The organism is Anaerosoma tenue, assembly GCF_023161965.1.
GTDB lineage: Bacteria > Actinomycetota > Coriobacteriia > Anaerosomatales > Anaerosomataceae > Anaerosoma > Anaerosoma tenue.
This window is the reverse complement of record NZ_JALNTY010000001.1, coordinates 207,760-232,864: the sequence shown is the minus strand read 5'-3', so window position 1 is coordinate 232,864 and position 25,105 is coordinate 207,760. Positions and strand designations below refer to the sequence as shown.

21 protein-coding genes and 1 tRNA gene are annotated in these 25,105 nt (G+C 66.8%); 1 reads left to right on the top strand and 21 read right to left on the bottom strand.

What is annotated here, in order from left to right; all coding sequences use genetic code 11:
* The 10 genes from trpS to MSB02_RS01075 form a co-directional block, all read right to left on the bottom strand.
* Positions 1-1,005: a tryptophan--tRNA ligase gene (trpS, locus tag MSB02_RS01120; RefSeq protein ID WP_267193373.1), complete on the bottom strand. Its 1,005-nt coding sequence runs from the start codon at positions 1,003-1,005 to the stop codon at positions 1-3.
* 108 nt (positions 1,006-1,113) lie between these two features.
* Complete coding sequence (locus MSB02_RS01115) at positions 1,114-1,797, bottom strand: site-2 protease family protein (protein ID WP_267193372.1); 684 nt, start codon at positions 1,795-1,797, stop codon at positions 1,114-1,116.
* A gap of 12 nt (positions 1,798-1,809) precedes the next feature.
* On the bottom strand, positions 1,810-4,455 hold the full coding sequence (locus tag MSB02_RS01110) for a CBS domain-containing protein (RefSeq protein ID WP_267193371.1): 2,646 nt from the start codon (positions 4,453-4,455) through the stop codon (positions 1,810-1,812).
* A 4-nt stretch (positions 4,456-4,459) separates the two neighbouring features.
* A complete protein-coding gene (locus MSB02_RS01105; protein ID WP_267193370.1) occupies positions 4,460-5,761 on the bottom strand; it encodes a thymidine phosphorylase in 1,302 nt (433 codons plus the stop codon).
* Positions 5,758-6,963, bottom strand: a complete 1,206-nt coding sequence (locus MSB02_RS01100) for a phosphopentomutase (protein ID WP_267193369.1) — start codon at positions 6,961-6,963, stop codon at positions 5,758-5,760. Before MSB02_RS01100 ends, MSB02_RS01105 begins: the two co-directional genes overlap by 4 nt.
* A 15-nt stretch (positions 6,964-6,978) precedes the next feature.
* Positions 6,979-8,649 (bottom strand): GspE/PulE family protein, encoded by a 1,671-nt coding sequence (locus MSB02_RS01095; protein WP_267193368.1) that lies wholly within the window; start codon positions 8,647-8,649, stop codon positions 6,979-6,981.
* A 122-nt stretch (positions 8,650-8,771) separates the two neighbouring features.
* Entirely contained in the window at positions 8,772-8,924 is a 153-nt protein-coding gene (locus tag MSB02_RS01090; protein WP_267193367.1) for a hypothetical protein, read from the bottom strand.
* A 352-nt stretch (positions 8,925-9,276) separates the two neighbouring features.
* Positions 9,277-11,262 (bottom strand): ABC-F family ATP-binding cassette domain-containing protein, encoded by a 1,986-nt coding sequence (locus MSB02_RS01085; protein ID WP_267193366.1) that lies wholly within the window; start codon positions 11,260-11,262, stop codon positions 9,277-9,279.
* An 88-nt stretch (positions 11,263-11,350) separates the two neighbouring features.
* A complete protein-coding gene (locus MSB02_RS01080; protein ID WP_267193365.1) occupies positions 11,351-11,674 on the bottom strand; it encodes a hypothetical protein in 324 nt (107 codons plus the stop codon).
* A 245-nt stretch (positions 11,675-11,919) separates the two neighbouring features.
* On the bottom strand, positions 11,920-14,775 hold the full coding sequence (locus MSB02_RS01075) for a S8 family serine peptidase (protein ID WP_267193364.1): 2,856 nt from the start codon (positions 14,773-14,775) through the stop codon (positions 11,920-11,922).
* A gap of 380 nt (positions 14,776-15,155) precedes the next feature.
* Between MSB02_RS01075 and MSB02_RS01070 the strand changes: the two genes are divergently transcribed.
* On the top strand, positions 15,156-16,655 hold the full coding sequence (locus MSB02_RS01070) for an amidase (RefSeq protein WP_267193363.1): 1,500 nt from the start codon (positions 15,156-15,158) through the stop codon (positions 16,653-16,655).
* A gap of 79 nt (positions 16,656-16,734) precedes the next feature.
* Here MSB02_RS01070 and MSB02_RS01065 read toward each other — a convergent pair whose 3' ends face one another.
* From MSB02_RS01065 to MSB02_RS01015, 11 genes are all read right to left on the bottom strand, one after another.
* Entirely contained in the window at positions 16,735-16,878 is a 144-nt protein-coding gene (locus MSB02_RS01065) for a hypothetical protein (protein WP_267193362.1), read from the bottom strand.
* A gap of 125 nt (positions 16,879-17,003) precedes the next feature.
* Positions 17,004-17,378, bottom strand: coding sequence for a type II toxin-antitoxin system VapC family toxin (locus MSB02_RS01060; RefSeq protein ID WP_267193361.1), 375 nt, complete (start codon positions 17,376-17,378; stop codon positions 17,004-17,006).
* On the bottom strand, positions 17,375-17,584 hold the full coding sequence (locus MSB02_RS01055) for an AbrB/MazE/SpoVT family DNA-binding domain-containing protein (protein ID WP_267193360.1): 210 nt from the start codon (positions 17,582-17,584) through the stop codon (positions 17,375-17,377). The genes MSB02_RS01060 and MSB02_RS01055 overlap by 4 nt, the downstream gene beginning before the upstream one ends.
* 172 nt (positions 17,585-17,756) lie before the next feature.
* A tRNA-Val gene (locus tag MSB02_RS01050) sits at positions 17,757-17,831 on the bottom strand.
* 51 nt (positions 17,832-17,882) lie between these two features.
* Complete coding sequence (locus MSB02_RS01045; RefSeq protein ID WP_267193359.1) at positions 17,883-19,037, bottom strand: HD-GYP domain-containing protein; 1,155 nt, start codon at positions 19,035-19,037, stop codon at positions 17,883-17,885.
* A 186-nt stretch (positions 19,038-19,223) separates the two neighbouring features.
* On the bottom strand, positions 19,224-20,129 hold the full coding sequence (locus MSB02_RS01040; RefSeq protein WP_267193358.1) for an acetamidase/formamidase family protein: 906 nt from the start codon (positions 20,127-20,129) through the stop codon (positions 19,224-19,226).
* Between the two features lie 36 nt (positions 20,130-20,165).
* The gene (locus MSB02_RS01035) at positions 20,166-21,239 is read right to left on the bottom strand and encodes a branched-chain amino acid ABC transporter permease (RefSeq protein WP_267193357.1); all 1,074 of its coding nucleotides are present in this window, start codon (positions 21,237-21,239) and stop codon (positions 20,166-20,168) included.
* On the bottom strand, positions 21,236-22,129 hold the full coding sequence (locus MSB02_RS01030; protein WP_267193356.1) for a branched-chain amino acid ABC transporter permease: 894 nt from the start codon (positions 22,127-22,129) through the stop codon (positions 21,236-21,238). Before MSB02_RS01030 ends, MSB02_RS01035 begins: the two co-directional genes overlap by 4 nt.
* Positions 22,126-22,872, bottom strand: a complete 747-nt coding sequence (locus MSB02_RS01025) for an ABC transporter ATP-binding protein (protein ID WP_323748476.1) — start codon at positions 22,870-22,872, stop codon at positions 22,126-22,128. The genes MSB02_RS01030 and MSB02_RS01025 overlap by 4 nt, the downstream gene beginning before the upstream one ends.
* Before the next feature lie 3 nt (positions 22,873-22,875).
* Positions 22,876-23,619, bottom strand: a complete 744-nt coding sequence (locus MSB02_RS01020; protein ID WP_267193355.1) for an ABC transporter ATP-binding protein — start codon at positions 23,617-23,619, stop codon at positions 22,876-22,878.
* 102 nt (positions 23,620-23,721) lie between these two features.
* Positions 23,722-24,945 (bottom strand): ABC transporter substrate-binding protein, encoded by a 1,224-nt coding sequence (locus MSB02_RS01015; RefSeq protein ID WP_267193354.1) that lies wholly within the window; start codon positions 24,943-24,945, stop codon positions 23,722-23,724.
* Positions 24,946-25,105: the final 160 nt, after the last annotated feature.

The window sequence follows — 25,105 nt, the reverse complement described above, 5'->3', positions numbered from 1 at the left end:
CTAGCGCTCCGCGTCGATGTGCATCGCCCGGCGGACGTCACCCATGAGCGCCTCCACCGTGGGGCGCACGCGTGCGGCGCCACGGTCGAGGACATCCCATGCCGCGCCGGGCTCGGCGGCAAGCTCCGCACGCCTGGTCCGGAAGTCGCGCAGATAGGCGTTGAGGTCCTCCACGAGCTGCTTCTTGTGAGCCACGCAGCCGCACTCGGCCACGCGACAGCAGCGGTCCCACTCGGCGATGTCGGCGGGATCGGGCGCCACCAGCTTGTGGATGTGGTGCAGCGGGCAGATGTCGGGGTTGCCGGGGTCGCTCTTCAGCTTGCGCGCGGGGTCGGTCACCATGCTCATGACCTTCTTCGCGGTCTCCTCCTCGCTCTCCGAGAGGTAGATCGCGTTGCCGTAGCTCTTGGACATCTTGCGCCCGTCGGTACCCGGTACGCGCGCGCCCTCCTTGGCGATCAGGGCCTGGGGCTCTGGCAGCAGATCGCCGTACTGGGTGTTGAACCGGCGCACCACCTCGCGCGTGAGCTCAAGGTGCGGGATCTGGTCCTCGCCCACCGGCACCAGGTCGCCACGGACGATCACGATGTCAGCCGCCTGCATGAGCGGGTACAGGAAGAACCCCACGTTGCCGAGGTCTTTCTCGGTGATCTGCTCGCGCTGCTCTTTGTACGAGGGAACCCGCTCGAGCCAGCTCATCGGCGCCACCATCGACAGGTACATCGTAAGCTCGGCCACCTCGGGAACGTCGCTCTGACGGTAGATGACAGACTTCTCGGGATCGATGCCCGCGGCGAGCCAGTCGAGCACCATCTCCTCCGTGTAGCGGCGCACACCATGCGTGTCCTGCCAGTCGCTCGTGAGCGCGTGCCAGTCGGCCACGAAGTAGTACGCCTCGTACTGCTCCTGCAGCTCGCGCATGTTCAGCAGGTTGCCGAACCAGTGGCCGAGGGTGAGCCGTCCGGTGGGGCGGTACCCGGTGAGCACACGCTTCTTCGAGGTCATGGAGCTCCTTCTCGTCGGGCTGTTCGGAGATGGGCGTATTCTACCGCAGCAGCGCCCCGGCGGGGCGTACCGCGAGCCACGGCCAGCGACGCGCCGCCGCCTGAGGTGCTACCCGATGCCCGTGAAGAGCCGCAGGATCGGGTAGACGGTGATATTGAAGTACTCGAAGATCGGCGAGAAGCCGAGTATCCGCGGCAGAAGCAGGAGCGCCCCGAAGAAGATCAGGATGCCGTAGCGCTCCACCTGGTGATACTTCATGAGCGCTCTGTCCGACAGGAAGATCGGCAGCACGCGCGACCCGTCGAGCGGCGGGATGGGGATGAGGTTGAAGAACATCAGGACCAGGTTGATCTGCGCGAAGAAGTAGAGCGCATACACCACCCAGCCGAGCGGGGTGAACGTGGGATCCACCTGAGAGCCGGTGGCCAGATCCCCCATCGGCAGTAGGAAGCGAACCAGCAGGCCGGAGACGAGCGCCAGCGTGAGATTGGTGGTGGGGCCCGCGAGCCCGGTGAGCATCATGCCCTTGCGGTAATCCTTGTAGTAGCCGGGGTTGATGGGCACCGGCTTGGCGTAGCCGAACACCGGCGCGCCCGAGAACCACAGCAACAGCGGCAGCAACACGGTACCGAACGGGTCCACGTGCTTGACCGGGTTGAGACTCAGGCGGCCCTTCATCTTGGCCGTGGGATCGCCGAGCCGATACGACACGTAACCGTGCGACACCTCATGCAGCACGATCGCCGGTATGAACATCGCGAGCTCGAGGATACGGAACATCCATTCAGACATGCGTGGGACCCCTTAACGCGCCTCGCGCTTGGCGAGCCGCTTGAGATTGGCGAGTTCCGCCTCACGACCCACCGCTCGCTTGTCCAGGCGGTCGGCGCGGGCTTGCGCAAGGATACCAGCAAACGGCGGGCCCGGCTCCACGCCGAGCGCGATGAGGTCCTCTCCCGTCACTTCCGGACGCACTCGCGAAAGCACGGTCACGTACTCCTCCACGCGCTCGGTCACCCGTCCTTCACCCGTGGCCCACAGATACGCCAGCGTCTCCGAGGGCAGCGACTCGAGCAGGAAGTACAGCCGGCTGGGGCGCATCTTGCGCCGGTCGCGCAACCGGGCCGTGAGCGCCTCCCGGCGCTCGGCTGTGAGCACCGCAGGACCCGCGTACTCCCGGCCAAAGCGCATCTTGCGGCACCAGCGATCGGCGGATGAGCGCCCCGCGCGCGCGATGAACGCGGTCACGAGCAGCGTCCTGCGCCGCGGCGGTTGTTCGAATCGCGGGGCAAGCGTGTCATACGCCGACGCGCACGCCGCGACATCGGCGATCGCGGCGGTGTGGTCGTCGGTCTCGGGTCCCACCGAGCCGAGCGCCCCCACCTCCGCCATACGCGTGAGGATCGCCGCGACATCCGGCTCATCGATGATGTCGAGGAGCTCTTCGCGGAGCCGCGCGCCGCTCACCTCGTCGAGCATGCCCATCTCCACGGCCTGTTTGAGGAGCGCGTCGGTGGACGGGTCGATCCGGAAGCCGAACTTCTGCTCGAACCGAAGCGCGCGGAGCACACGCGTGGGGTCCTCCACGAACGAAAGCGAGTGCAGCGCGCGCACCACGCCGCGCTCCAGGTCGCTCAAGCCCCCGAAGGGATCGGCGATCTGGCCGAAGCGCTCGGGGTTCACGCACACCGCCATCGCGTTGATGGAGAAGTCGCGACGGAAGAGGTCCTGCCGTAACGACGAGCGCTCCACCGTGGGAAGCGCACCAGGGCGCTGATAGTACTCGGTGCGAGCGCTCGTGATATCCACGTGCAGGTCCTTCGACCACACCATCACGGCCGTGCCGAACCGGCGGTGCACCTTGACCCGCTTGCCCAGGCGCTCGCCGGTCTCAAGCGCGAAGGTGAGGCCGTCGCCCTCCACCACGATGTCGATGTCGAGGTTGGGCTCGCCGAGGAGCATGTCGCGCACGAACCCGCCCACCGCATGCGCACGCACGCCGGCCTCGTCGGCCATCCTCCCGATCGTACGCACCGCTTCCTGGGCGTCGGCCGGTAGGTGCGCGATCGAAGCCAGCACCGTACGCGCCGCGTCCGCGTGGCGCCTGCTCATCTTGCGGTCGAGATACATCTCCCCGTGCTGCGCCCGCAGCAGGTCCTTGCGCGTGACGATGCCCACGACCTCACCGCCATCCACCACCGGGAGCCGGCCGATGCCGGTGCGCACCAGCAACCGCTCGAGCTCGGGCAGGTCGGTGTCGGGCGTGACGGTCACGGGCTGCCGGGCCATGAACCCGGTCGCCGGGGCGTGACCCAGGCCATGGCGTGCGGCCTTGTCCACGTCCTTGCGGGTCACGAGCCCCACCAGCCGCCCGTTGTCGATCACCGGAAGGCCGCTGTGGCCCCAGGTGGCCATGATCCTTCCCGCCTCGTCCATGGGCGTCTCGGGCGGCACCCATCGCACCGGCGACGACGCGATCTCCTCGGCGGTGAGCGGGGGCACCACCTCCATCGTGAGCGCGTCGCGCAGCCGTTCTCGGGCTTCCTCGATCGTCCCGTCACGCAATGCGGCCGAGGCGGCCTGCGGATGACCGCCGCCGTCGAGGTGCTTGAGCACGGCTGCCATGTCCACGCTGGGGATCCTGCTGCGCCCCACCACCTGCAGGCGCTCGGGCATCTCGATCAGCGCCACGGCGACACGGTAGCCAAGGTCCTCCACGATGTAGTGCGTGAGCACGGCAGCCGAGTCGACGTACTCCTCCGAGCGCGCCACGCTCACGGCGATCTCCTGACCGTTGACCTCCCAGGTCTCGAGCGAGTCCACCAGCTGCTCGAGCATCGCCCGCTGCTCGGTGGTGAGCGACCGCGCGAGGAACTGGTTGAGCACGTCGATCTCGGCGCCCGCCTGCATCAGGAAGGCCACCGCCTCCACGTCGTACGCGGTAGTGCCGGGATACGTGAGGGAACCGGTGTCCTCGTGGATGCCCAGCAGCAGCACGCTCGCCTCAAGCGGCGTGAGGGCGATCCCGCGGTCGTGGATCTCGTGCGTCAGGATCGACGTCGTGGCGCCGACCATCATCGAGTGGTCCTCGGCGGGCACGACATCGCCCGGCTGCCGCGGATGGTGGTCGTAGACGATCACCTCCACACCCGGGCGCGTGACCACCGAGCCGATCTCCCCGATCCGGTCCGCCTCACGCGTGTCCACCATGATCACGCGCTCGATGGCGTCGAAGTCGAGCGTGCCCAGGTCCACGAACGGCACGAACTCCTCGTGCAGGTTGTGGAACTCGCGGACGTTGGCGTTCTGGCTGCCCAGGTAGACCGCACGTGTGCCCTCGTAGAGCTTGGTGGCGGCCACCATCGCGGCGTACGCGTCGAAGTCGGGGTTGGCGTGACCCACCGCGATGCCGGTGACCGGGGCGGACTGGCGGACCCTCCGAACGCTCATCGCGCTACACCTCAAGGAACAGCGGCGGGGGCTCGACCTCTTCATCTCCGAGAACGACCGCATCACGCAGGCGCGCTCCGGCCTCGTCGAGAAGCGCGGCGTCCGAGGAGCACACCGTGCCGAGCGGATCGCCGGCCTCCACGCGATCGCCGGTCTTCACGGCCAGCACCAGGCCGGCCGCGGGATCGATGGCGTCCTCCTTGCGCGCCCTGCCGGCGCCGGCGGCCATAGCCGCCCGCCCGACCCCCTCGGCGTCGAACCCGCTCACCCAGCCCGCGCGCGTTGCCGTCACCACACGCTCGTGCGCGGCCGCGGGCAGCAGCGACGGGTCGTCGGCCACCCGCTCGTCGCCGCCCTGTGCGTGTACCCAGGCACGGAAGGTGTCGAGAGCGCTGCCTGTGGCGATCGAGTCGAGCAGCAGGTCGCGCCCGGCGCGCTCGTCGGCGGCCACGCCGCCCAGAACGAGCATCCGGGAGCCAAGCACGAGGCAGAGCTCGGTGAGGTCCGCGGGTCCCTCGCCCTTGAGCGTGGCGATGGCTTCGCGCACCTCGAGCGCGTTGCCCACGGCCCGCCCCAGCGGCTGGTCCATGTCCGTGAGCACGCACACCACCTCGCGGCCGAGCAGCGCGCCGACACGGGTGAGCTCGGCCGCAAGCTCCCGCGCATCGGACTCGGTCTTCATGAACGCGCCCGAGCCCACCTTCACGTCGAGCACGATCGCATCCGCGCCGCCCGCCACCTTCTTGGAGATGATCGACCCCACGATCAGAGGGACAGACGGCACGGTAGCCGTGACGTCCCGCAGGGCGTACATCTTCTTGTCGGCCGGGTCCACATCGGGGCTCTGGCCGATCACGGCGCATCCAACGTCGCGCACCTGGCGGAGGAAGTCGTCGGGCTCGAGCGTCACGGTGAACCCGGGGATCGACTCCAGCTTGTCGAGCGTGCCGCCGGTGAAACCGAGGCCGCGCCCGCTCATCTTGGCCACCGGTACGCCACAGCTCGCAACGAGCGGGGCCAGCACCAGTGTTGTGGTGTCGCCCACGCCGCCCGTGGAGTGCTTGTCCACCTTGACGCCGGGCACCGCCGAGAGGTCGACCATCCTGCCGGAGCGCGCCATAGCCCCGGTGAGAGCGGCGGTCTCCTCGCTGTCGAGTCCGCGGATGAATGCAGCCATCAGCCAGGCGGCCATCTGGTAGTCGGGCATCTCTCCCGAGACGAAGGCGTCCACCAACCGCTGCAGCTCGTCGGCGGTGTGCGTGCCGCCGTCGCGCTTGACCTCGATGAGCTCCTCGAGCGACTTCACGCCCCGCGCACCTCCTCAAGGAACGACGTGCCCCGGCCGCAGCGGTCCTGCAGCCCGTAGAAGTGCAGGACCGTCTCGCCGATGTCGGCGAAGGTCTTCCTCGTGCCGAGGTCCACACCCGCGTCCACGCCCTTGATCTTGGCGATCAGCGGCGTGTATTCGCGGGAGTGATCGGTGGACCACTCGGTGGTGGGGTCGCAGCCGTGATCGGCGGTGATGATGAGCACGTCGCCCTCGGCCATGGTGTCGAGCAGCTCGGGCATCCGTGCGTCCACCGCTTCGAGCCCGTCGGCGTACGCGCGAGCGTCGTTGCGGTGCCCCCAGAGCATGTCGAAGTCCACCAGGTTGCAGAAGACGAACCCCTGCTCGGGGCGGCGCACCTCTTCGAGCAGGTGGTCGAACCCGTCCATGTTGTCGGTGACGTGCGGCGACGAGGTGATCCCCTGCCAGGCGAAGATGTCGCCGATCTTGCCCACGCCGAAGACCGGCACGCTCGCGTCCTGCAGCAGGTCGAGAACGGTGGGCTCGAAGGGCTTCACGGCGTAATCGCGCCGCCGGTGTGTGCGGGTGTAGGCGCCGGTCTCGTCCGGGCCGATGAACGGCCGCGCGATCACGCGCCCCACGTGGTGCTCGCCGACAAGCATCCCCCGGGCGACCTCGCTCACGCGATACAGCTCGTCGAGGCCGAACCGCTCCTCGTGAGCGGCGATCTGGAAGACCGAATCTGCCGAGGTGTACACGATCGGAAGCCCGGTGGCCATGTGCTCGTCGCCGAGTTCGTTGATGATCACGGTGCCGCTCGCCACCGTGTTGCCGAGCACTCCCTCGTAGCCCGTGAGGCGGCAGAACTCATCGATCACCTCACGCGGGAAGCCCTCCGGATACGTGGGGAACGGGCGCTCGAGCACGAGCCCCATCATCTCCCAGTGACCCGTGGTGGTGTCCTTGCCGGCGCTCCGCTCGGCGCACTTGCCCCACGACGCCACGGGCGTTTCCAGTTGGGGCACGCCCTCGATCGCGGTGATGTTGCCGAGACCCATCGCGCCAAGGTACGGCATCGAGAGCCCGCCTACCGCACGCGCTGTGTTGCCGAGCGTGTTGGAGCCCTCGTCGCCATAGTCGGCGGCGTCAGGGAGTTCGCCAGCACCCACGCTGTCCAGGACGAGCACGATCGCCCTCGGCTTGCGGCCGTTGGTCGCCATTGCGCCTCCGATCGCTCAGATGATGACCCGCATGACCTCGTCAAGAGAGGTGATACCCTGGCCGACCTTGAACAGCGCGTCCTGCCGCAACGTCTGCATCCCGGCGGCAAGCGCGGCGCTCCGGATCGCCTCCGACGGCGCCTGGGCGAGGAACAGGCGCTCCAGCTCGTCATCCATCTCCATGATCTCGAAGACGCCCGTCCGCCCGCGGTAGCCGGTGCCGAAGCACGCGTCGCATCCGCCCTCGTGCGCCGTGTAGACGGTCTTTGCCGTCACATCCTCCGGCGTGAGCCCGTACCCGGCGAGGAGCGTCTTGCTCACGCGCTTGGACTCCTTGCACTCGTCGCACAAACGCCGCACGAGCCGTTGGGCCACCACACCGATGAGCGCGCTCGAAGCGATGAACGGCGCCACCTCCATGTCGGAGAGCCGTGTAAGGGCCGAGGGCGCGTCGTTGGTGTGGATCGACGAGAGCACAAGGTGCCCCGTGAGGGCGGCGCGCGTGGCGATCTGCGCCGTCTCCGCGTCACGGATCTCGCCGACCATCACAACGTCGGGGTCAGAGCGAAGCACCGTGCGGAGCAGCGTGGCGAACGTGAGACCGATGTGCGTGTTCACCGCCATCTGCGTTATACCTTCGACCTGGAACTCGATCGGGTCCTCGATGGTGATGATCTTGCGCTCGGCGCTGTTGAGCGCCATGAGGCTTGCGTAGAGCGTGGTGGACTTGCCAGACCCGGTGGGGCCGGAGACCAGGATCTCGCCGTACGGGCGCGACAGGAACCGCTCCAGCTGTGCGCGGTGTTCATCGCGCATGCCGAGGTCTTCAACGGTGGGCTGCTGCTCCTCGTGGTTGAGCAGGCGGATCACGATCGACTCGCCGAACGGGGTGGGCAGTGTGGCCACACGCATGTCGATGACACGACCGTCCACCACGAGCCCGATACGACCGTCCTGCGGGCGCCGGCGTTCGGCGATGTCCATCTCGGCCATGACCTTCACACGGCTGATCAGTCCCGCGCGCGCGGTGACAGGCACGGTGACGACCTCATGCAGCACGCCGTCGACGCGGAACCGGACACGCACATTATGCGGCCCGGGCTCGATGTGGATGTCGCTCGCCTGGTCGTGCGCGGCCTCGCGGATCAACTGGTTCACGAGGCGCACCACCGGCACGTCCTCGTCGCCCACCACCACGACGTCCTCTTCCTCCTGCTGGGCCATCGTGTCGGTGAGGTCCTCGAACGCGTCGGCCGAGGTGACGTACTTGTCGATGGCGTACTCGATCTGCGACGGGGTGGTGACGACGGGGATGACCTGCCTGCCCGTGCGTAGCCGCACGTCGTCGATCGTCTCGATGTCGAGGGGATCGGCCATGGCGAGCACTACATCGCCCTCGCGGAACCCGATCGGCACCGCCTGGATCCGTCGTGCCACGCGTTCCGAAAGGTACGACGCCGCGTCGCGGTCAACCGGATAGGTGGCAAGGCTCACGTACTCGAGCCCTTTCTGCTCGGCCAAAGCCCTGGCGATCGCCTCGGCATCGAGGATGTCGCTCCGGGTGAGCACTTCCCCGAGCTTCCCGCCCTCGGACAGCTGGATCTCGAGTGCGCGCTCCAGGCTCTCGGGCGTGAGCGCGCCCGAGCGCACCAGAACCTCTCCCAGCCGGTCTCTCGTGTACGGCACGGCGACCCCTTCCGGCCTCGCGTGACTTCGCCGCTGGCGGACGTGATGCGGCTGCACAATCGTAGCAGAAGCGCGGGGCCCCAACGGGGCGCCCGCGCTTCACGGAAGCAGTGGCTCCGAGGCTAGCGGACGAAGTCGGACAACACGCGTCCGATCAGCTTGGACGCGACCTCGTCGGGGTCCGGCATGGCATGGGTCATCCGGCGGCGGGCTTCTTCCACCCGCTCCTCTCGCACGTCCGGCAGGGAGCATACCGACGCCACCACGCTGTCCACGAATTCCTTCTCTGGGGGTGTCCAGTTCTCGTGGGACGTGACCGAGTATGCACTACCGCTGTGCAGGTATTCACAAACGCGGCTGACCTGTTCGTCTGAGATGATCATGTAACTCTCATCGGCAAAGTCTTACGGCGCCTTGAGAGGGCATACGCCAGAGACTGATGAACGGCCTGCTCGTGACGGTGGACACGCTCGGCGATCGACCCCGGGAAAAGGGAGAGCCCCAAGGCCGGCACCTTAGGGCTCAGGGGTAAGGGGTTGCCGAAGCAACTCTTGAAGCGAGTATACCCACAAGATCTCGTTCGCGCAACCGCGAAATCAGGAAACTTCACGTTTCTCTATACGCCACTTACGTCGCGCTGCCCTCCCCCGACTCGAGCCGCTCCAGGCGCTCGGACACGTCGAGCCACTCGCCCTCCAGTTCGGCGAGCCGCTTCTTCACTGCGGCGTACTCCGCCAGCGTGGCGTCGAACCGCTCCTTGTCCTCGTAGATCTCCGTATCGCCCAGGAGTCCCAGCAGCTCGTCGTGGCGCGCCTGTGCGGTAGCCAGCTCGCGGTCGAGCGATTGCAGGCGGCGGCGAGCGTCCTTCGTGCCCCGGTAGAGCCGGTTGCGGGCCTCGGCCTCCGCACGCTTGGCCTCCTTGGACTTAGGTGATCCGGCGGCGCCGCCCGAGGCCGCGCCCTGGCGGGTGGCGCTCCCCTGCTCCGCCGGACCGGGCGCCTCGCCGGTGATGAGCGCGTCACGTTTGGAGAGGTAGTAGTCGTAGTCGCCATCGAGCACGGCTACCCGCCCGTCGCGCACGTCCGCCACACGATTGGCGATCGCGCGGATCAGGTGCCGGTCGTGGGTGATCAGCGCGATCGTGCCGGTGTACTGCCTGAGCGCGGTCTCAAGGACGTCACGCCCCTGGATGTCGAGATGGTTGGTGGGCTCATCCAGGCACAGGAACGATGCCGGCCGCACCAGCATCTTGGCAAGCGCCAGACGTGCCCGCTCGCCTCCTGAGAGCACCTTCACGAGCTTCAGCACGTCGTCCCCGGTGAAGAGGAACGTGCCGAGGAGCGTCCGCGCCTGCTCCTGCGTCCAGTCGGGCGCAGCGAGCATCAGCTCGTGCAGCACCGTGTTCTCCAGGCCGAGCGCCTCCAGCTGATGCTGTGCGAAGTAGGCCACGGTCACCTTGTGCCCCAGCTTCCGCGTGCCGGCGTCGGCCTCCAGGTCGCCCGCAAGCATGCGCAGCAGCGTGGACTTGCCCGCGCCGTTGGGGCCGACGAGCGCGACCCTGTCACCCCTGAACAGCTTCAGCGACAGCTCGCCGTACACCACGTTGTCGCCGTACGCTTTGCGCACGCCGTCGAGGCTGATGACCTCCTCGCCAGTGCGCTCCGGCTGCGGAAAGGAGAACCGCACCTTCTTGCGCTCCTCGGGCAGCTCGATGCGCTCCACCTTGTCGAGCGCCCTTATGCGGCTCTGCACGGCCTTCGCCTTGGTGTTCTTGTAGCGGAAGCGTTCGATGAACCGCTCCTGCTGCTCGATGTAGCGCTCTTGCTGCTTCTTGGCCGAGACGAGCCGGTCGCGTCCGGCGGCCTTCTGCTCCTCGTACTCGCTGTAGGTGCCGTGGTACAGCGTAAGCGCCCGCAACTCCATCTCGGCAACACGGTTGACGATGCCGTCCATGAAGGAGCGGTCGTGGCTCACGATCACCACCGCACCCTCGTACCCTTTGAGGAAGCCCTCGAGCCAGGTGACGCTCTCGAGGTCCAGATGGTTGGTGGGCTCGTCGAGCAGCAGGACGTCGGGCTCCGTGAGCAGGATCTTGGCGAGCGCCACGCGCATCTGCCACCCGCCGGACAGCTCGGAGACGTCCTTGGCAAGGTCGGCCTCCTTGAAGCCGAGCCCGGTGAGCACCGCGCGTGCCTCGGCCTCCACGGTGTAGCCGCCCATGTGCTCGAAGCGGTCGCGCAGGCGACCGTACTCGGCCAAGAGCTGATCGGTCTCCTCGGCAGAGGCGGTGGCGAGCTCCTCCTCCAGCATGCGGATCCGGTGCTCCAGGCCGCGCACGCCCGATGCGGCCGAGAGCACCTCCTCCAGAACGCTGGCGCCGTGCATCTCGATGGCTTCCTGGCGGAGGTAGCCCACCGTGGCGTCCTTGGCGCGCACCACCGAGCCGTCGTCGGGCTCCTGCTCGCCCGCGATGATCTCCAGGAGGGTGGTCTTGCCCGCGCCGTTGGGGCCCACAAGCGCGATGCGGTCGCGCGGGCCAACGCGAAGGAACGCGTCCGCGAACAGGACGCGTTCTCCGATGGACTTGGTCACATGGTTGACGGTGAGGATCACGCGGAACAGTCTACCAGCATCAGGGCATGACGGCGTGCGACATCCGGACACGAAGGACACGTGCAGAGGGGGGTTCGTGCGGAACGCGCTACGAGAGCATCCCTATACGGCGCGTGAGGTCAGTGTGGCACGCGAAGACCGTGTCCGCTGAGGCTCCCCACTGCAGCGAGCGCTCCGCGAGAAGGTTCGTCACCCGTATGAGAGAGGCCATCGTGGGGTGGTCGAAGTCGCCGCCTACCTGCTGGAATGCGAGCCGCACCATGCCCTCGATGGTGCCTGCCACCGCCTGGTCGCTGGCGTCCAGCCCCACCGCGCGCTGCTGCTCGGCGAACAGGGCACCATGCTCCGTTGCCAGGCATCTCATCAGCGCATCGCGTACCACTGCGCCACTCTCAGGTTCGTATCGCGCCATGAGGCTCACCTCCGGCATCTCGAACCACATCCGCACCACGGCGCCTCTCGGATCGGGTACTGATCCTTATTGTTCGTTAATCGGTTATCGAGGCTCGATACTGTGTGACATGGCTCACTGAATCGCCAGAAAGTTGCACTCCAGGGCGGTATCGATACATGACGGCCTCCGGACCAAGAGGCTCGGCGGCAGCCGCATCGTGCGCAGGACCCGACGATCCCGGTCGAGTACCCGCCGGGACCTCGCTACTCCAGCGGTCTCAGTGCAGCCTCGGCGGCGCTCCTCACCGACGTGCTCACTGCCGAGGTGCCGCCCATGTAGCGCACCTCGAAGACCTCGGTCCAGTGGGTGGTGAACGTCGTGCGCACCGAGTCGCTGAGCGTGGTGCGCGGCGTGAGCACCATCACCGAGCCGCTCTTCCCTTGCAGCGCGCCACCGGAGAGGGCGTCAGGGAAGTCCTCGCCGGTGGCAAGCGCCACCTTGTCCCACGACAGCCCGCTCTGGTTCACGCCGTACGCCGCCACGCGAACCGCGGTCTCATAACGGTTGGCTCCCTGGATGCGCACGGTGGCGCACCCCACTCTCGTGCCCAGGTCGCGCTCAAGAGCTGACGGCACGGCACTCTCCCCGCCCACCACGATCGCCGTGGTCACGCCGGCCGCGCGCATCGCGTACACGGTGGCGTCGTCGAGCCCGGTGGCCGCGTTGACGAGGTAGATCGGCCACTCGTGTGCAGCCGCCAGCGGTGAGGCTCCCAGCGCATCGGGGAAGTCGAATCCCGTCACCACGAAGGCGGTGCCGTCGTACTCGTCGGAGTCGCGACGCACCTCGTACGCCACCGCACGCGCGGTGGAGAAGCGGTCGGCGCCGGCGACCCTCCGCACCGACGTCAAGCCGGGGATCGACTTCAAGGCCTGCTCCACCTCAGGGCTCACGGCGGCCGTGCCGCCCAGCACGACAGCCTCCGTGGCTCCGAGGGCACGCACCTCGCTCGCCACGGCCGAAGAGAGCGCGTCCGGCGCGGTGAGCAGTATCGGCGCATCCAGCGTGCCTGCGAGCGCAGCCCCGCCGAGTGCGTCGGGCCAGTTGAACGCGGTGGTGACGATCACGGTGGACGCACCGTCGGGATAGGCCAGCCGCGCGGCCTCGATGGCGGTGCGGATGCGGTCGCTGCCCGCGACTTCCACAACGCGCAACGGGTCGCCCACGGCCAGCACGTCGATCGTGATCTCGCCCGCCGCCGACCATGCCAATCCGTCATGCGCCCGGTACGTGAACGAATCGGTTCCCGACCAGTCGGCGTCCGGCGTGTAGACGCCGCTGCCCGATGCATCGAGGTCCACACTGCCGTGAGCAGGGCCGCTCACGACTTCGAACGTGAGCGGATCACCCTGTGCGTCGGACGCGTACTGCTCGACATCGACCGCCAATGGCTCGTCCTCGAGCGTGTACAGTCTCCGGTCGCCAACAGTGGGGGCGGTGTTCACGACCGAGATGCGCACCGTGGCCGGCGCTGACTCGGCGAGACCGTCGTGCGCTGTGTACGTGAAGGACGTGTCGCCCGTGAACGCAGGCGGTGGCGTGTATGTCGCGCGCCCGTCAGCCGCAAGCGAGACCGTGCCCGAGGGAGGGTTCGTCTTCTTCACCGCAACCAGCGGATCGCCCTCGGCGTCGGTGTCGTTGGTGAGCACGTTGAAGGTGACCGGGTCACCCCAGGTGGTGGTGGCCGCATCGTCCACGGCAACGGGGGCGGTGTTGGCCCACGTGAGCGCCCCGTACGCGTTCGCCCTTGCGCCGGTGACGCAGTCGCCCTCAAGCGCGGCCTTCTCGTCTGCGGAGGCCATGATGGCGCGCTTCAGGAGCGTTGTGCTCATAGAGGGATCGTCCGCGAGCATGAGCGCCGCGATACCCGCAACGTGCGGCGCCGCCATGGAGGTACCGCTCATGTAGGCGTAACTCGTGTCCGGGGATCCTGTCCACGGCACGGCGCTCAAGATCGTCTGTCCGGGAGCGAACACGTCCACCGACGTGGCCCCGTGATTCGACAACGCAGACGGCTGATCGGACTGGTCGCTCCAACCCACGGTGAGGATGTTGGGAAGGTCCCACCCGGCCGGGTAGAAGTCTTCCGGGCCGTCCAGGTCGATGCCGTCGTTCCCCGCGGCGCACACGTAGAGGGCCCCGGGCGTGTTGGCCATCGCGTTGTACATCATGGCATCCGTGCCCTCACCGCCCCACGAGCAGTTGATCACCTTGACGCCCTGCGCGCGCGCGTAGTCGATCGCCTCGATGATGGTCGAGCCCCACATGGTGCCGGCATCGTCGGCCACGCGAAGCGCCATCACGCTGACGTCCCAGTTCACTCCCGAGACGCCGATACTGTTGTAGCCGCTCGCCCCCACGATCCCGGCCACATGCGTGCCGTGCCCGTGGGTGTCCATCGGGTTGCCGTCGCCACGGTACGTATCCGCACCATGCACGTCGTCGATGTAGCCGTTGTGGTCGTCATCGATGCCGTTGCCCGGCACCTCTCCCGGGTTCACCCACATGTTGTCGGCGAGGTCGGGGTGGGTGTAGTCCACGCCGGTGTCGATCACGGCCACCACTACGTTTGCCGACCCGGTCTCGATATCCCACGCCTCGGGCGCGTCGATGTCAGCATCGGCGGTGCCGTAATGTCCGGTGTTGTGCAGGCCCCACTGGACGGCGAAGTACTCATCGTTGGGGATCACGGCGGGGCGGTACTCGTAGTTGGGCTGTGCGTAGAGCACATCCGGATCGGCCGAGTAGGCCTCGACCGCTGCCTCCACGCTCACATCGGGATCGAGCTCTACAACGGCGAGTCCGCCGAGCCGCGGGTACGAGGCCCGTATGCGTCCGCCCAGGCGCTCATTCACGCGCCGTTCGGCAGCGGCGACCGAGATCCCGGAGTCGAATTGCACGATGATCTCGCCCTCGGCGTACCTGCCGCCGGAAGCGGAGTCACCCACGGGCGCGACGCCCGGATCACGTGGTTCGCCCGCCGCGAGACCGGGCAAGAGAGCCAACGCGAGCGCGACGCACAGCACCAGCACAAGGGGTCGTGCAGCCACCCGGCTCATCGGTGCCTCCATGGTCTTTGCGTCCGCTGTGCCGAGCGGGCGTGGATCGGTAGTGTCTGACGACGCTGCAAGGAACGTGCCGCCCAGGCATGGTGCTCCCTTCGAGAAGCATACGACATCCTGGGGCGCCTCTGGGTGTAAGCGATCGCCGCGCAGTCCCCGCTTCCCGCTCGCGAGATGAGCCCCGCTCACCGAGCGAGCGCCGCCTCTCACGGGGGCCTACGGCGTCATCAGGTTTCCGCGACCGCCCTCGGGGTACCCCATAGAGTATCCGCGCATGCCGGCGTCCCGCCCCGGAACCCTGCCCGCAAATCCACTCGCACCGTGTGGTCGCTCCGCATCACGCGGCACTGTACGTCGACCGCAGGGAGGAATGCACCATGCCGCTATCCGACGAACTCGCGTATGTGACCGCTGCCGATCTGGCGCGCCGCATCCGACGGCACGAACTCTCACCAGTGGAAGTGGTGGACGCGTTCATCGAGCGCATCGATCAAAGGAACCCGAGCCTCAACGCACTGGTGATGTTCGACTACGACCGGGCCCGCGCCGACGCAGCCGAGGCCGAGCGCACGCTGATGTCGGGCGCCGATGTGGGTCCGCTGCACGGCGTCCCAACCGCAACCAAGGACTTCGTTGGCAGCCGCACCGGCTCGGGACTCACATTCGGGGGCCTGGAGGCGTTCGCGGATTTCAAGGCCACCGAAGACGGCATGTGGGCGGAGCGAATGCAGGAGGCGGGTGCGATAATCGTCGGGCAGACGAACAGCCCGGTCCTCGCGTACCGGGGCACGTGCGACAACCCTCTCTTCGGTCCCACAGGAAACCCCTTCGACCCATCGCGCAACTCGGGCGGGTCATCCGGCGGAAGCGCCGCTGCAGTCGCGGACGGGATGCTCCCCATCGCGCAGGGAAACGACGGCGGTGGCTCGATCCGCATCCCCTCGTCATGGTGCGGGCTGTTCGGCTACAAGGCCTCCGCAGGCCGCATCCCCTTTGCGATGCAGCCCAACGGATTCATGTGTGGATTCGTGTTCCCTTCCGAGGGCACCATGGTGCGCACCGTTGAAGATGCGATCATCGGCCTGAACATCCTCAACGGATATGATCCTACCGACCCGATCTCGCTTCCGGAGAAGGTCGACTTCACTCCGGCACTTCAGGGCTCCGTGAAAGGTTGGCGGATCGCCTACAGTCCCGACCTCGACGTCTACCCTGTTGACCCCAAGGTGACCGCTGTGGTGGAGCAGGCGCTCGACGCGTTCCGGCAGGCAGGAGCCACGGTGGAACAGGTCTCACCCGGCTTCGCTTTCGACCAAGTGGAAACAGGCGAACGCATCGGTGACATGTGGTCGCAGATCCTCGGCACCTTCATGGTCGGACTGCTTGACGGACTGAAGCAGCAGGGCCTCGACTATCTCGGCGATCTCAGAGACCAGATGCCCGATGAGGTGCTGTACTGGATCGAGCGTGCGCAGAAGCTCACCCCGCTCGACGTGTACAGAGATCAGTCGGCCCGAACCACCGTGTACAACGGTCTTCAGGGCGTGCTCAACGACTACGACCTCATCGTGACTCCCACGATGGCCTGCCCGCCGGTGAAGAACGCCGACGATCGCAACACCCTCGGCCCCGACACGATCAACGGGATCCCCGTCAACCGGCTGATCGGGTACTGCATGACGTTCTTCACCAACTACTCGGGACATCCGGCTGCCACGGTACCCGCCGGACTCGATGCTGACGGTCTTCCGGTCGGGCTGCAGATCATCGGCAACCGCTACGCCGACATGGATGTGCTTGCAGCAAGCGCGGTCTTCGAGCGCGTCAGACCGTGGTACGACCTGTATTCGATCCCGCGGGACCGGGCGATCGGGTAGAGCCGCCGGACCCTCCGCACAGATACGGCCCCGGCGATGCCGGGGCCGTATCGTACCCGCATGAGATCAACTGGCGTGGCTAACCCGCAAGCGACCCCACGTATGAGGCCTCGGGCGTCGGCTCGGGATCGCCGTACGACGAACCGCATGCTGTTGCGAGTAGCGTGAGTGCGAGAGCAAGAACCACTGCAATGACCTGCAGAACGAACCGTCGAGAACGCATCGGGGTCCTCCTCACGTACGCGGACACAACCAGGACACCGTGAATGTACCCATACGGGTGCCGGTTGTTCGCGGACGGCCGGCGTGTGTGCCGCCAAGGAGTACCAGACCTGCCGCAGGCACTCCCTACCGCTTGGGACGGAACTCGACGCCGTCCACACCGTCGAAGTGAGCGTCTTGTGTCCACAGCACGGCTTCGTGCGAGCGCGCGGTGGCAAGGATGATGGCATCCGCCATCGCAAGCCCCGACTCGAGCGACAGCCGTGCGGCATCCAATGCCAGCGAGGCCGAAAGATCGACGACCGTGCCTTGCATCATCACGCCGACGGCATCGAGCGCCGTACTCTCGTCGGCGATCTGGAAGGTTCGCTTGAACACCTCGAACAGGGTCAGTGCTGGCACGACAAGATCCTCGGTGTCCTCGACCGCCAACGCGAACTCCTCGGCGTTGGGGCCATCGCCGAAGTACTCGAGCCATGCCGAGGAGTCGACAACGTTCACGCCCGGTCCTCCCGCTCGCGCTCGAAGGTGGTATCCAGCCCGCGCAGCATGCCGCGAAGTTCGCGTGCCGGCTTCAACGGGATGAACTCGATCCGGTCGCCGAATGCGATGACCTGCACCTTCTGCCCCGGGACGAGGCGCAGCTGTCTGCGCACCGACTTAGGGATGACCACCTGGTACTTAGGAGAGATGGTTACTGTCTCCATAGGGACGGCTCCAATCGTTATACGATTACTATATCGATGCAAAAACCGTACAACAAGTGCCGAGCTTTGCGGAGGCGGAGTGGCACAGGACGCGGCTGACAAGGATCGCCCTGTCTGCACATCTGGATATGACAAGAGGCCCCGGCGTATATGCCGAGGCCTCCGGAGAAACTGGTGGGCGATACAGGATTTGAACCTGTGACTTCTTCCGTGTGAAGGAAGCGCTCTCCCACTGAGCTAATCGCCCGAACGTCGCTGGAGCGACGGCGACCATTGTAGTGCAGGGTGCGTGGTCGCGCTAGCCCCGGTCTGCAGCGGGTAGTGACGCGCCTTCCCCGGAGGCGGATACGCGCTGGACGAACGCGTCCACCACGGCGGGGTCGAAGTCGATCCCGGCCCGTGAGCGGATGTGCTCGAGCGCGGCCTCCTGCGTCCACGCATGACGGTACGGACGGTCGGAGGTGAGCGCATCGTAGACGTCGATCACCGCGAATACGCGTGCCGCCAGCGGTATCTCGGCGCCCTTCAGCCCACGGGGGTAGCCGCTCCCGTCCCATCGTTCGTGGTGGCAGTACGGGATCTCCAGCGCGGGGGCAAGGTAGTTGATGCTCGACAACAGACGGTACGCGTACTCGGGATGCTTGCGCATGGTCTCCCACTCGGCATCGGTGAGCTTGTCGCCCTTGCGCAGGATCGAGTCGGGCACGGCCATCTTGCCGATGTCGTGCAGCAGGGCGCCGCGTCTCACATCGCCGAGCCGATCCTCGGGCAGACCGAGCGCCCGGCCGAGGTCCACAGCGAGAGCGGTGACCCGCTCCGTGTGGCCGGCGGTCTCCCGGTCGCGCATCTCGAGCGCCCGCGACCACCCCTCCAGAGTGGCATCGTATGCCGCGCGCAGATCTCGGGCCGCCGCTTCCACGCTCTCATAGAGCCGTGCGTTTGCAAGCGCATACCCGATCTCCACCGACAGCGCTCGGCACAGATCCACCTCCCGCTGTGTGAACTCCGCCTTCTCCGTCGTAGTGCCGACGATGAGCACGCCCTCCGCTCGGTCACGCGCCACCACGGGCACGTACAACAGCGAGACGAGCCCCCTGCCCTCAACGGCCTTCGCCTCCTCTGGCGTCAAGTCGGCCGCGGCAACGCTCGAGATGAAGATCGGGGTGCGGGACTCCACGGAACGACGCACGTGGGGGTGGTCCGCCAGCGCCGCGCGTCGGAGCGACGCGGGGAAGTCAGCGGGCAACGGGGGTGTGGTCGCGCCCAGCACGAGTTCGTCGTCACGCAGCAGGTATATCGCACCGCTGCCGAGCCCCAGCACATGGGTAGCGCCCTCCACGGCGGTCTGTAGAACGGTGTCGACATCGAGCGACTCGGCAAGCTCCATGCTCACCGAGAGGAGAAGGGCGACATCGTCGCGAACGGCCTCAGCGTCGAGCTGCTCTGGGCACATAGGTCCTCCCCGTGCGCCCGCTGCCGGACAGGCACCTTCACCAGTGAGACTCACTACCAGGTACATCCCACAGCATGGCGTGAGCGAATCCGCCAGCGCGCGAACGTGCACGGGCGAATCCGCCCCGGGCACACGAAGGCCCCGGCTACCGGCTCGCTGCCGGCACCGGGGCCTTCGGGATGCGTCCTACTCGGGCAGCGTGTACCCGTAGTCGGCCAGAACGCTCTTGGGGAACTCGAACCGCACGGTGAGCAGCGGGTCCACGACCTGGCAGAACTTGAGGTCGCCCACGAGGCTCATCAGCATCGCGGCATCGTTGGTGGGGATGCCGGCCACCTTGGTGAGGAACGCGTGCATCATGTCGAGCGCCATCTTGTAGGCGGCGTCGGTCGACTCGGCCGAGGCGACAACAGCCACGAGCTCGTCGTTCTCGATGAACGGCGTGGGCAGGTCGGGGATGTCCACCACCTGCGGGGTGAGGGTGACCTCTCCGGGCGTCTCCGCGCCGCAGATGACCACTTCGCCGTCGCCCATGGCGGCGTGCATGTCGCCGCAGCCGAAGAGCGCGCCCTCAACGGATACCTTGAGGTACAGGCGGGTGTTGCTCGTGATGAGCTTGCAGTCCATGTTGCCGCCGTGGGGACCGGGCGTGGAGTTGGGGATCGTGCCGTCCTCGGGGGCGACACCGATCACGCCGAGCATCGGCTTCTGCTTCACCACGACCTTGTCCTTGAACTTCACCGTGTCCTCGGTGTGCTCGAGGATCGCGGTCTCCTCCTCGGTGATGAGATGACCGAGTGCGCCGGTCTCGGGCACCGCCACCATCACCGACGGGCCGTGCGCCTTGACCTCGTGCAGGTCGACGCGCAGGATGTCGCCCGGCTTGGTGTCCTCGATGTAGATCGGCCCGGTGGCCGGGTTGGTGATCGACCAGTCGAGCGAGTCGAGCGTGTCAGCCGTAGTCTTGAGCTGACCGCTGAAGCAGTCGTGCGTGGTGAGGTGCAGCTTCTCCCCCTGCTTGGCGCGAAGCGCCGCGCCGAGCTCGGGCGAGAAGCCGAAGAACGCGGTGTCACGGGTGAGTTCAGACGACATGTCGTACCTCCTTGCCGTAGCAACAGTACCGGGGCGTCACGCTGCGAGCTTCTGCTCGGCAGCGTCCTCCGCCCTGTCCTTCCGCTTGAACAGCGGCCAGCGCAGCTCCTGACCGCCGATGACGCCGCTGGGGCGCCAGATAAGCACTACCACCAGCAGCACCGCCATAACCAGCTGCGCAAGGCCGTAGACCTCGAATGGCAGCACATGGGCGTTGTTGATGGTGGACTCGGTCTGGCGCAGCAACTCGCGCGCCACCGATACCACCACCGCGCCCGCCGTGGCGCCCGACACGCTGCCCGCCCCGCCGATCACGAGCATGGCCAGCAGCATGAACATCTCGGCCATGTAGAAGGCCTTGGGCGAGAACGAGGTGATGTAGAGCGCCCACAGCCCGCCCGAGACGCCCGCCACGAGCGCGGAGAGGATGAAGCCGAGGTACCGCACGTTGATCATGTTGATGCCGATGGCGGCGGCCGCGTGGCGGTCGTCGCGCGTGGCCCTGAGCTTCAGGCCGAGGCCAGACTCGCGGAAGTAGTACGCCACCGCGATGGCGAGCATCGCCGCGATGAGCGCGATCGTGAGGGTCGTCCACTGCGGCAGCCCGAAGAACGTGCGCGGGCCGTTGGTGACGTTGTCCCACTGGGTCATGACCACGTGGATCACCACGAGGGTGGCGAAGAGCGTGATGACGCTTGCGAAGTCGTTCAGGCGCATCAGCGGGTACGCGATCACCGCCGCGATGGCTGCGGCCACGAGACCCGCGACCACGATCGACGGCAGCACCGGCATCTGCAGGTCCACCAGGAACGGGTACATGTTGGGGACGCCCATCTCCTTCACGGAGACCGGGGTCACCAGGATGCCGGTCACATACGCGCCGATGCCCACGAATCCCACGTGGGTCCACGCCAGCACGCCGCCGTTGCCGATGATCATCTGCGCGCCGAGCGCGAGGCTCAGGCTGATGCAGAAGAAGGTGAAGACGTCGATCAGAAGCCGGGAGCCGAACAGGCTGATGAGGATGCCCGCGATGATGATGGGCACCATGAGCACCGGCAGCGTGGAGTGACGCTTCACGAATGCAGTGATGTTCTGGATACCGCTCATCCCACACGCTCCTCGGTATAGCCGCGTTTGACGATGCCCTCGGGCCTGAACAGCAGGAACAACACCACGAGCGCGAACATGAACGCGTCGCGGTAGCTGATCATGCTCGCGGGGAGCGTGATGCTCAGCAGGTTGAAGATCAGGCCGTACACGTAACCGCCCACCACGGCGCCCACCGTGCTGTGCATGCCGCCCATGACGACCGCGATGAACGCGATCAGCAGCGGCGCGGCGCCGCTGAGCGGATCCACGGAGGCCGAGCGGCTCACCCAGAAGATGGACGCCACACCGGCCAGCAGACCGCTCATCACGAACGCGGCCGAGATGACCACGTTGGCGGGAACGCCCATCAGACGCGTGGTGGTGAACTGGTCGGCGGCGGCGCGCATCGCCATGCCGAGGACCGTCTTCTTCATGATCAGAGACAGCGCGGTGAGCAGCACCACCGTGACACCGATGATCACGAGGTTGCGCACCGGGGTGGTGGCGCCAAGGATCGTCACGCGGGCCGAGAAGAACGCGGGCAGCGAGACGGGACGGGCGCGCGACGAGATCAGGATGAGCACGATGTTCTGCAGGAACATGCTCACCGCGAACGACGTGATGATGAGCGCGTTGGGCGACTTGCTCCGCACCGGGCGGAACGCCACGAGCTCGGTCAGGTAGCTCACCAGGACCGCGCCGAGCACGGCGAAGATCAGCGTGAGCCACCAGGGCGCGTTGAGATAGGTGGCCGAGAGGTAGATCGCGTACCCGCCCACCATCAGGTATTCGCCGTAGGCGAAGTTCACGAGCTTGAGGATGCCGTATACCAGCACGAGACCCAGCGCGAGCAGCGCATAGAGGCTGCCGAGTGACAGCGTGCTGATCAGGAACTCCAGATCGATCACAGTGTCACCTCGCAAGAGTCGGAGTCGTCGCTGCCGCCGCCGAAGTACACGGCCGCGACGTCCACCTGACGCTGGATGTCGGCCGCCGTGCCCTCGTGCTCGACCAGGCCGTTGGCCAGCAGATACGCCCGGTCCACGATCTCGAGCGCCCGCTCGGCGTTCTGCTCGACGAGCAGGATCGTGGAGCCGCGCTCCTTGAGCGTGTTGATGAGCTCGAAGATCTGGTCGGTGAGCGCAGGGGACAGGCCGAGTGAGGGCTCGTCGAGCATGATGAGCTTGGGGTGTCCCATGAGCGCCCGCGCGATGGCGAGCATCTGCTGCTCGCCGCCGGAGAGCAGTCCGCCAGCCTGGTGGAACCGCTCCTTCAGGATCGGGAACAGCTCGAACATCTCGTCCAGGTCGGCCAGGTACCGGTCTCGCTTGTACCCCACGTAGGCGCCGAGGCGGAGGTTCTCCTCCACGGTGAGCGCCCCGAAGATGTCGCGACCCTCCGGCACCAGCGAGATACCGCGCCGGACGATCGATTCGGGCGACTTGTTGGTGATCTCCTCGCCGTTGAAGGTGATCGTCCCCTTCACCGGACGGAGCACGCCCATGATGGACTTCAGCGTGGTGGACTTACCCACACCATTGACGCCTAGGAGCGCCACCGCTTCTCCCTCGGCCACGTTGATCGAGATGCCGTGCAGCGCGCGGATCGCGCCGTAGGAGGCCTCGAGGTTCTCTACCGTGAGCATCGCCATGGTCTATGCACTGCTCCCTAGGTAGGCGGTCACGACCTGCTCGTTGGCGCGGACCTCGGCGGGTGTTCCCTCGGTGATCGTCTTGCCGTAGTTGAGCACGTGCAGCCGCGGACAGAGGTTCATCATCAGCCGCATGTCGTGCTCCACCACCACCAGGCCGATGCCGAACCGTTCGGGCAGGTCCTTGAGGAGGTGGTGCAAGGCGTCGGACTCCTCCTCGTTGAGGCCCGCAGCGGGCTCGTCGAGGAAGACGAACTTGGGTTTCATGGCAAGCGCGCGGGCCATCTCCAGCTTGCGCTGGTGGCCGAAGGGGATCGAGCTCGCGAGGCTCTCGCCGAAGCGCACCAGATCGAGCTGCTCGAGGAGCTCGCGCGCCACGTGGATCGCCTTGCGGCGCGGCTGGCCCATGCTCACGGCCGCCACTTCCACGTTCTCCAGCACGGTGAGCTCCGAGAAGAGCCGGACCGTCTGGAACGTGCGGCCGATGCCGGCGCGGGCCACGCGGTGGCCCTTCATCTTGGTGATGTCCAGGCCGTCGATCACCACCGTGCCGCTGGTGGCGGGCAGCAGCCCGGTGACCACGTTGATCAGCGTGGTCTTGCCAGATCCGTTGGGGCCGATGAGGCCGAGGATCTCCCCCGTCCTCACCGTGAAACTCACATCATCGAGGGCCTTGAGGCCAGCGAACGATTTGCAGAGGTGCGAGACCTCCAGAACGCTGCCCGCCCCCGGTTCGCTAGATTGCATGCGGTTCTCCGGGTTCTCTTACTGGTGCCACGTGCAGGTGCGAAGCGCACGGGGGGAGAGTCCCAACGTGCGGACTCTCCCCCATGCGTCATCCAGTTATCACTACGGCGCGGGGAGGAACTCCGGCGTCATCCAGCCGATGAACGACGGAACGCCCTCGTTCAGCTCCACAACGGCCGCGGCCTTGTTGGGCTCGTGGCCCGTGGACGCGTCGCCCCACTCGAGCGTACCGGTGAGCAGCTCGAAGGTGGAGGTCTCCATGGCGGTGGCCATCTCGGCACCGTCGGTGCTGCCGGCGATCTCCATGGCCTCGGCGAGGACCATCACGGCGTCGTAGCCGGGAAGGATCCACACGGCGTCAGGCTTGTCGCCGTACTTCGCCTCGTAGGAGGCCTCGAACGCCGGGTAGTCGGGGTGGCCTTCCTCGGACATGTAGCTGTGGGTGTCGAAGTAGATCTCCGAGCCGTACTCGGTGCCGAGCGCCTCGAACAGCGCCGGGTCGTCGTAGGAGTCGCCGCCCACGACCGGCACGTCGATGCCGCTCTCACGCAGGGTGCGGATGATGAGCGCGAGGTCGGGCATGTACGACGAGACGTACACGAAGTCGGGCTGCTCGGGGAGGTCCTTGATGCGGGCGACCTGCGCGGAGGCGTCGGCCTGGCCCTGCGTGTAGGTGTCCTCGAAGTAGACCTCGCCACCGATCTCCTCGAACGCCACGATGAAGTACTCGGAGAGGCTCTTCGTGTAGTCGATGAAGTCGTCGGTGATCACGTAGACGGTGCGGTAGCCAAGCTCGTTGTACGCGTACTCGGCCATCACGGCGCCCATGGTGGTGTTCCACATCGACATCGTGAACTGCTTGTCGCCAAGAGCGGTGGAGCTGTAGAGCGGCGACGAGGCGCACGGCGAGATACCCACCATGCCGTTGGCCTGGGCCTCACGGGAGGCCGGGCCGCCGAAGTCGAAGTCGCTCGGGGCGATGATGGCCACGGCGCCTTCAGCGATCAGCTGCTTGGCGACGTTGCCTACGACCACCGGGTCGCTCTGGCCGTCCATGGCGCGGAGCTCGACCGGCCGGCCAAGGATGCCGCCCTGCTCGTTGAGCACGTCCACCGCGAGCTGAGCGCCGCGGAGCGCCGGCTCATCGAGGGGCGCCTGGATACCGGTCTGGCACAGGGCCGAACCGATGATGATGGGGTCGCCCGAGGTGGCTTCCCCGCCCGACGTGGAATCGCCGGAGTCCGTTGTGCCCTCGTCCGCCGCGCAGCCCGGGAGTACCAGGCCGAGCACCAGCACGAGTGACAACACTGCTGCCAATCGTTTCATAACCCTACCCTCCATTGTGTCTGCCTTGCCGGTCGCCTCGGCACGCCGTGTGAAGCGCGCCATCCGCCCTACCTTCACATCTTACGGGCGTCATGTTGCCAAAACGTTTCGAATAGAATAGCGGATGAATATCCTCACCACCATAGGGGGCGTGGGGCGG

Coding starts and splice junctions, on each gene's coding strand:
- MSB02_RS01110 (WP_267193371.1), bottom strand. CDS start 4,455: ATGAGCGTTCGGAGGGTCCGCCAGTCCGCCCCGGTCACCGGCATCGCG.
- MSB02_RS01075 (WP_267193364.1), bottom strand. CDS start 14,775: ATGAGCCGGGTGGCTGCACGACCCCTTGTGCTGGTGCTGTGCGTCGCG.
- MSB02_RS01080 (WP_267193365.1), bottom strand. CDS start 11,674: ATGGCGCGATACGAACCTGAGAGTGGCGCAGTGGTACGCGATGCGCTG.
- MSB02_RS01015 (WP_267193354.1), bottom strand. CDS start 24,945: ATGAAACGATTGGCAGCAGTGTTGTCACTCGTGCTGGTGCTCGGCCTG.
- MSB02_RS01040 (WP_267193358.1), bottom strand. CDS start 20,129: ATGTCGTCTGAACTCACCCGTGACACCGCGTTCTTCGGCTTCTCGCCC.
- trpS (WP_267193373.1), bottom strand. CDS start 1,005: ATGACCTCGAAGAAGCGTGTGCTCACCGGGTACCGCCCCACCGGACGG.
- MSB02_RS01055 (WP_267193360.1), bottom strand. CDS start 17,584: ATGGAGACAGTAACCATCTCTCCTAAGTACCAGGTGGTCATCCCTAAG.
- MSB02_RS01065 (WP_267193362.1), bottom strand. CDS start 16,878: ATGCGTTCTCGACGGTTCGTTCTGCAGGTCATTGCAGTGGTTCTTGCT.
- MSB02_RS01035 (WP_267193357.1), bottom strand. CDS start 21,239: ATGAGCGGTATCCAGAACATCACTGCATTCGTGAAGCGTCACTCCACG.
- MSB02_RS01070 (WP_267193363.1), top strand. CDS start 15,156: ATGCCGCTATCCGACGAACTCGCGTATGTGACCGCTGCCGATCTGGCG.
- MSB02_RS01020 (WP_267193355.1), bottom strand. CDS start 23,619: ATGCAATCTAGCGAACCGGGGGCGGGCAGCGTTCTGGAGGTCTCGCAC.
- MSB02_RS01100 (WP_267193369.1), bottom strand. CDS start 6,963: ATGGCGACCAACGGCCGCAAGCCGAGGGCGATCGTGCTCGTCCTGGAC.
- MSB02_RS01045 (WP_267193359.1), bottom strand. CDS start 19,037: ATGTGCCCAGAGCAGCTCGACGCTGAGGCCGTTCGCGACGATGTCGCC.
- MSB02_RS01025 (WP_323748476.1), bottom strand. CDS start 22,872: ATGGCGATGCTCACGGTAGAGAACCTCGAGGCCTCCTACGGCGCGATC.
- MSB02_RS01115 (WP_267193372.1), bottom strand. CDS start 1,797: ATGTCTGAATGGATGTTCCGTATCCTCGAGCTCGCGATGTTCATACCG.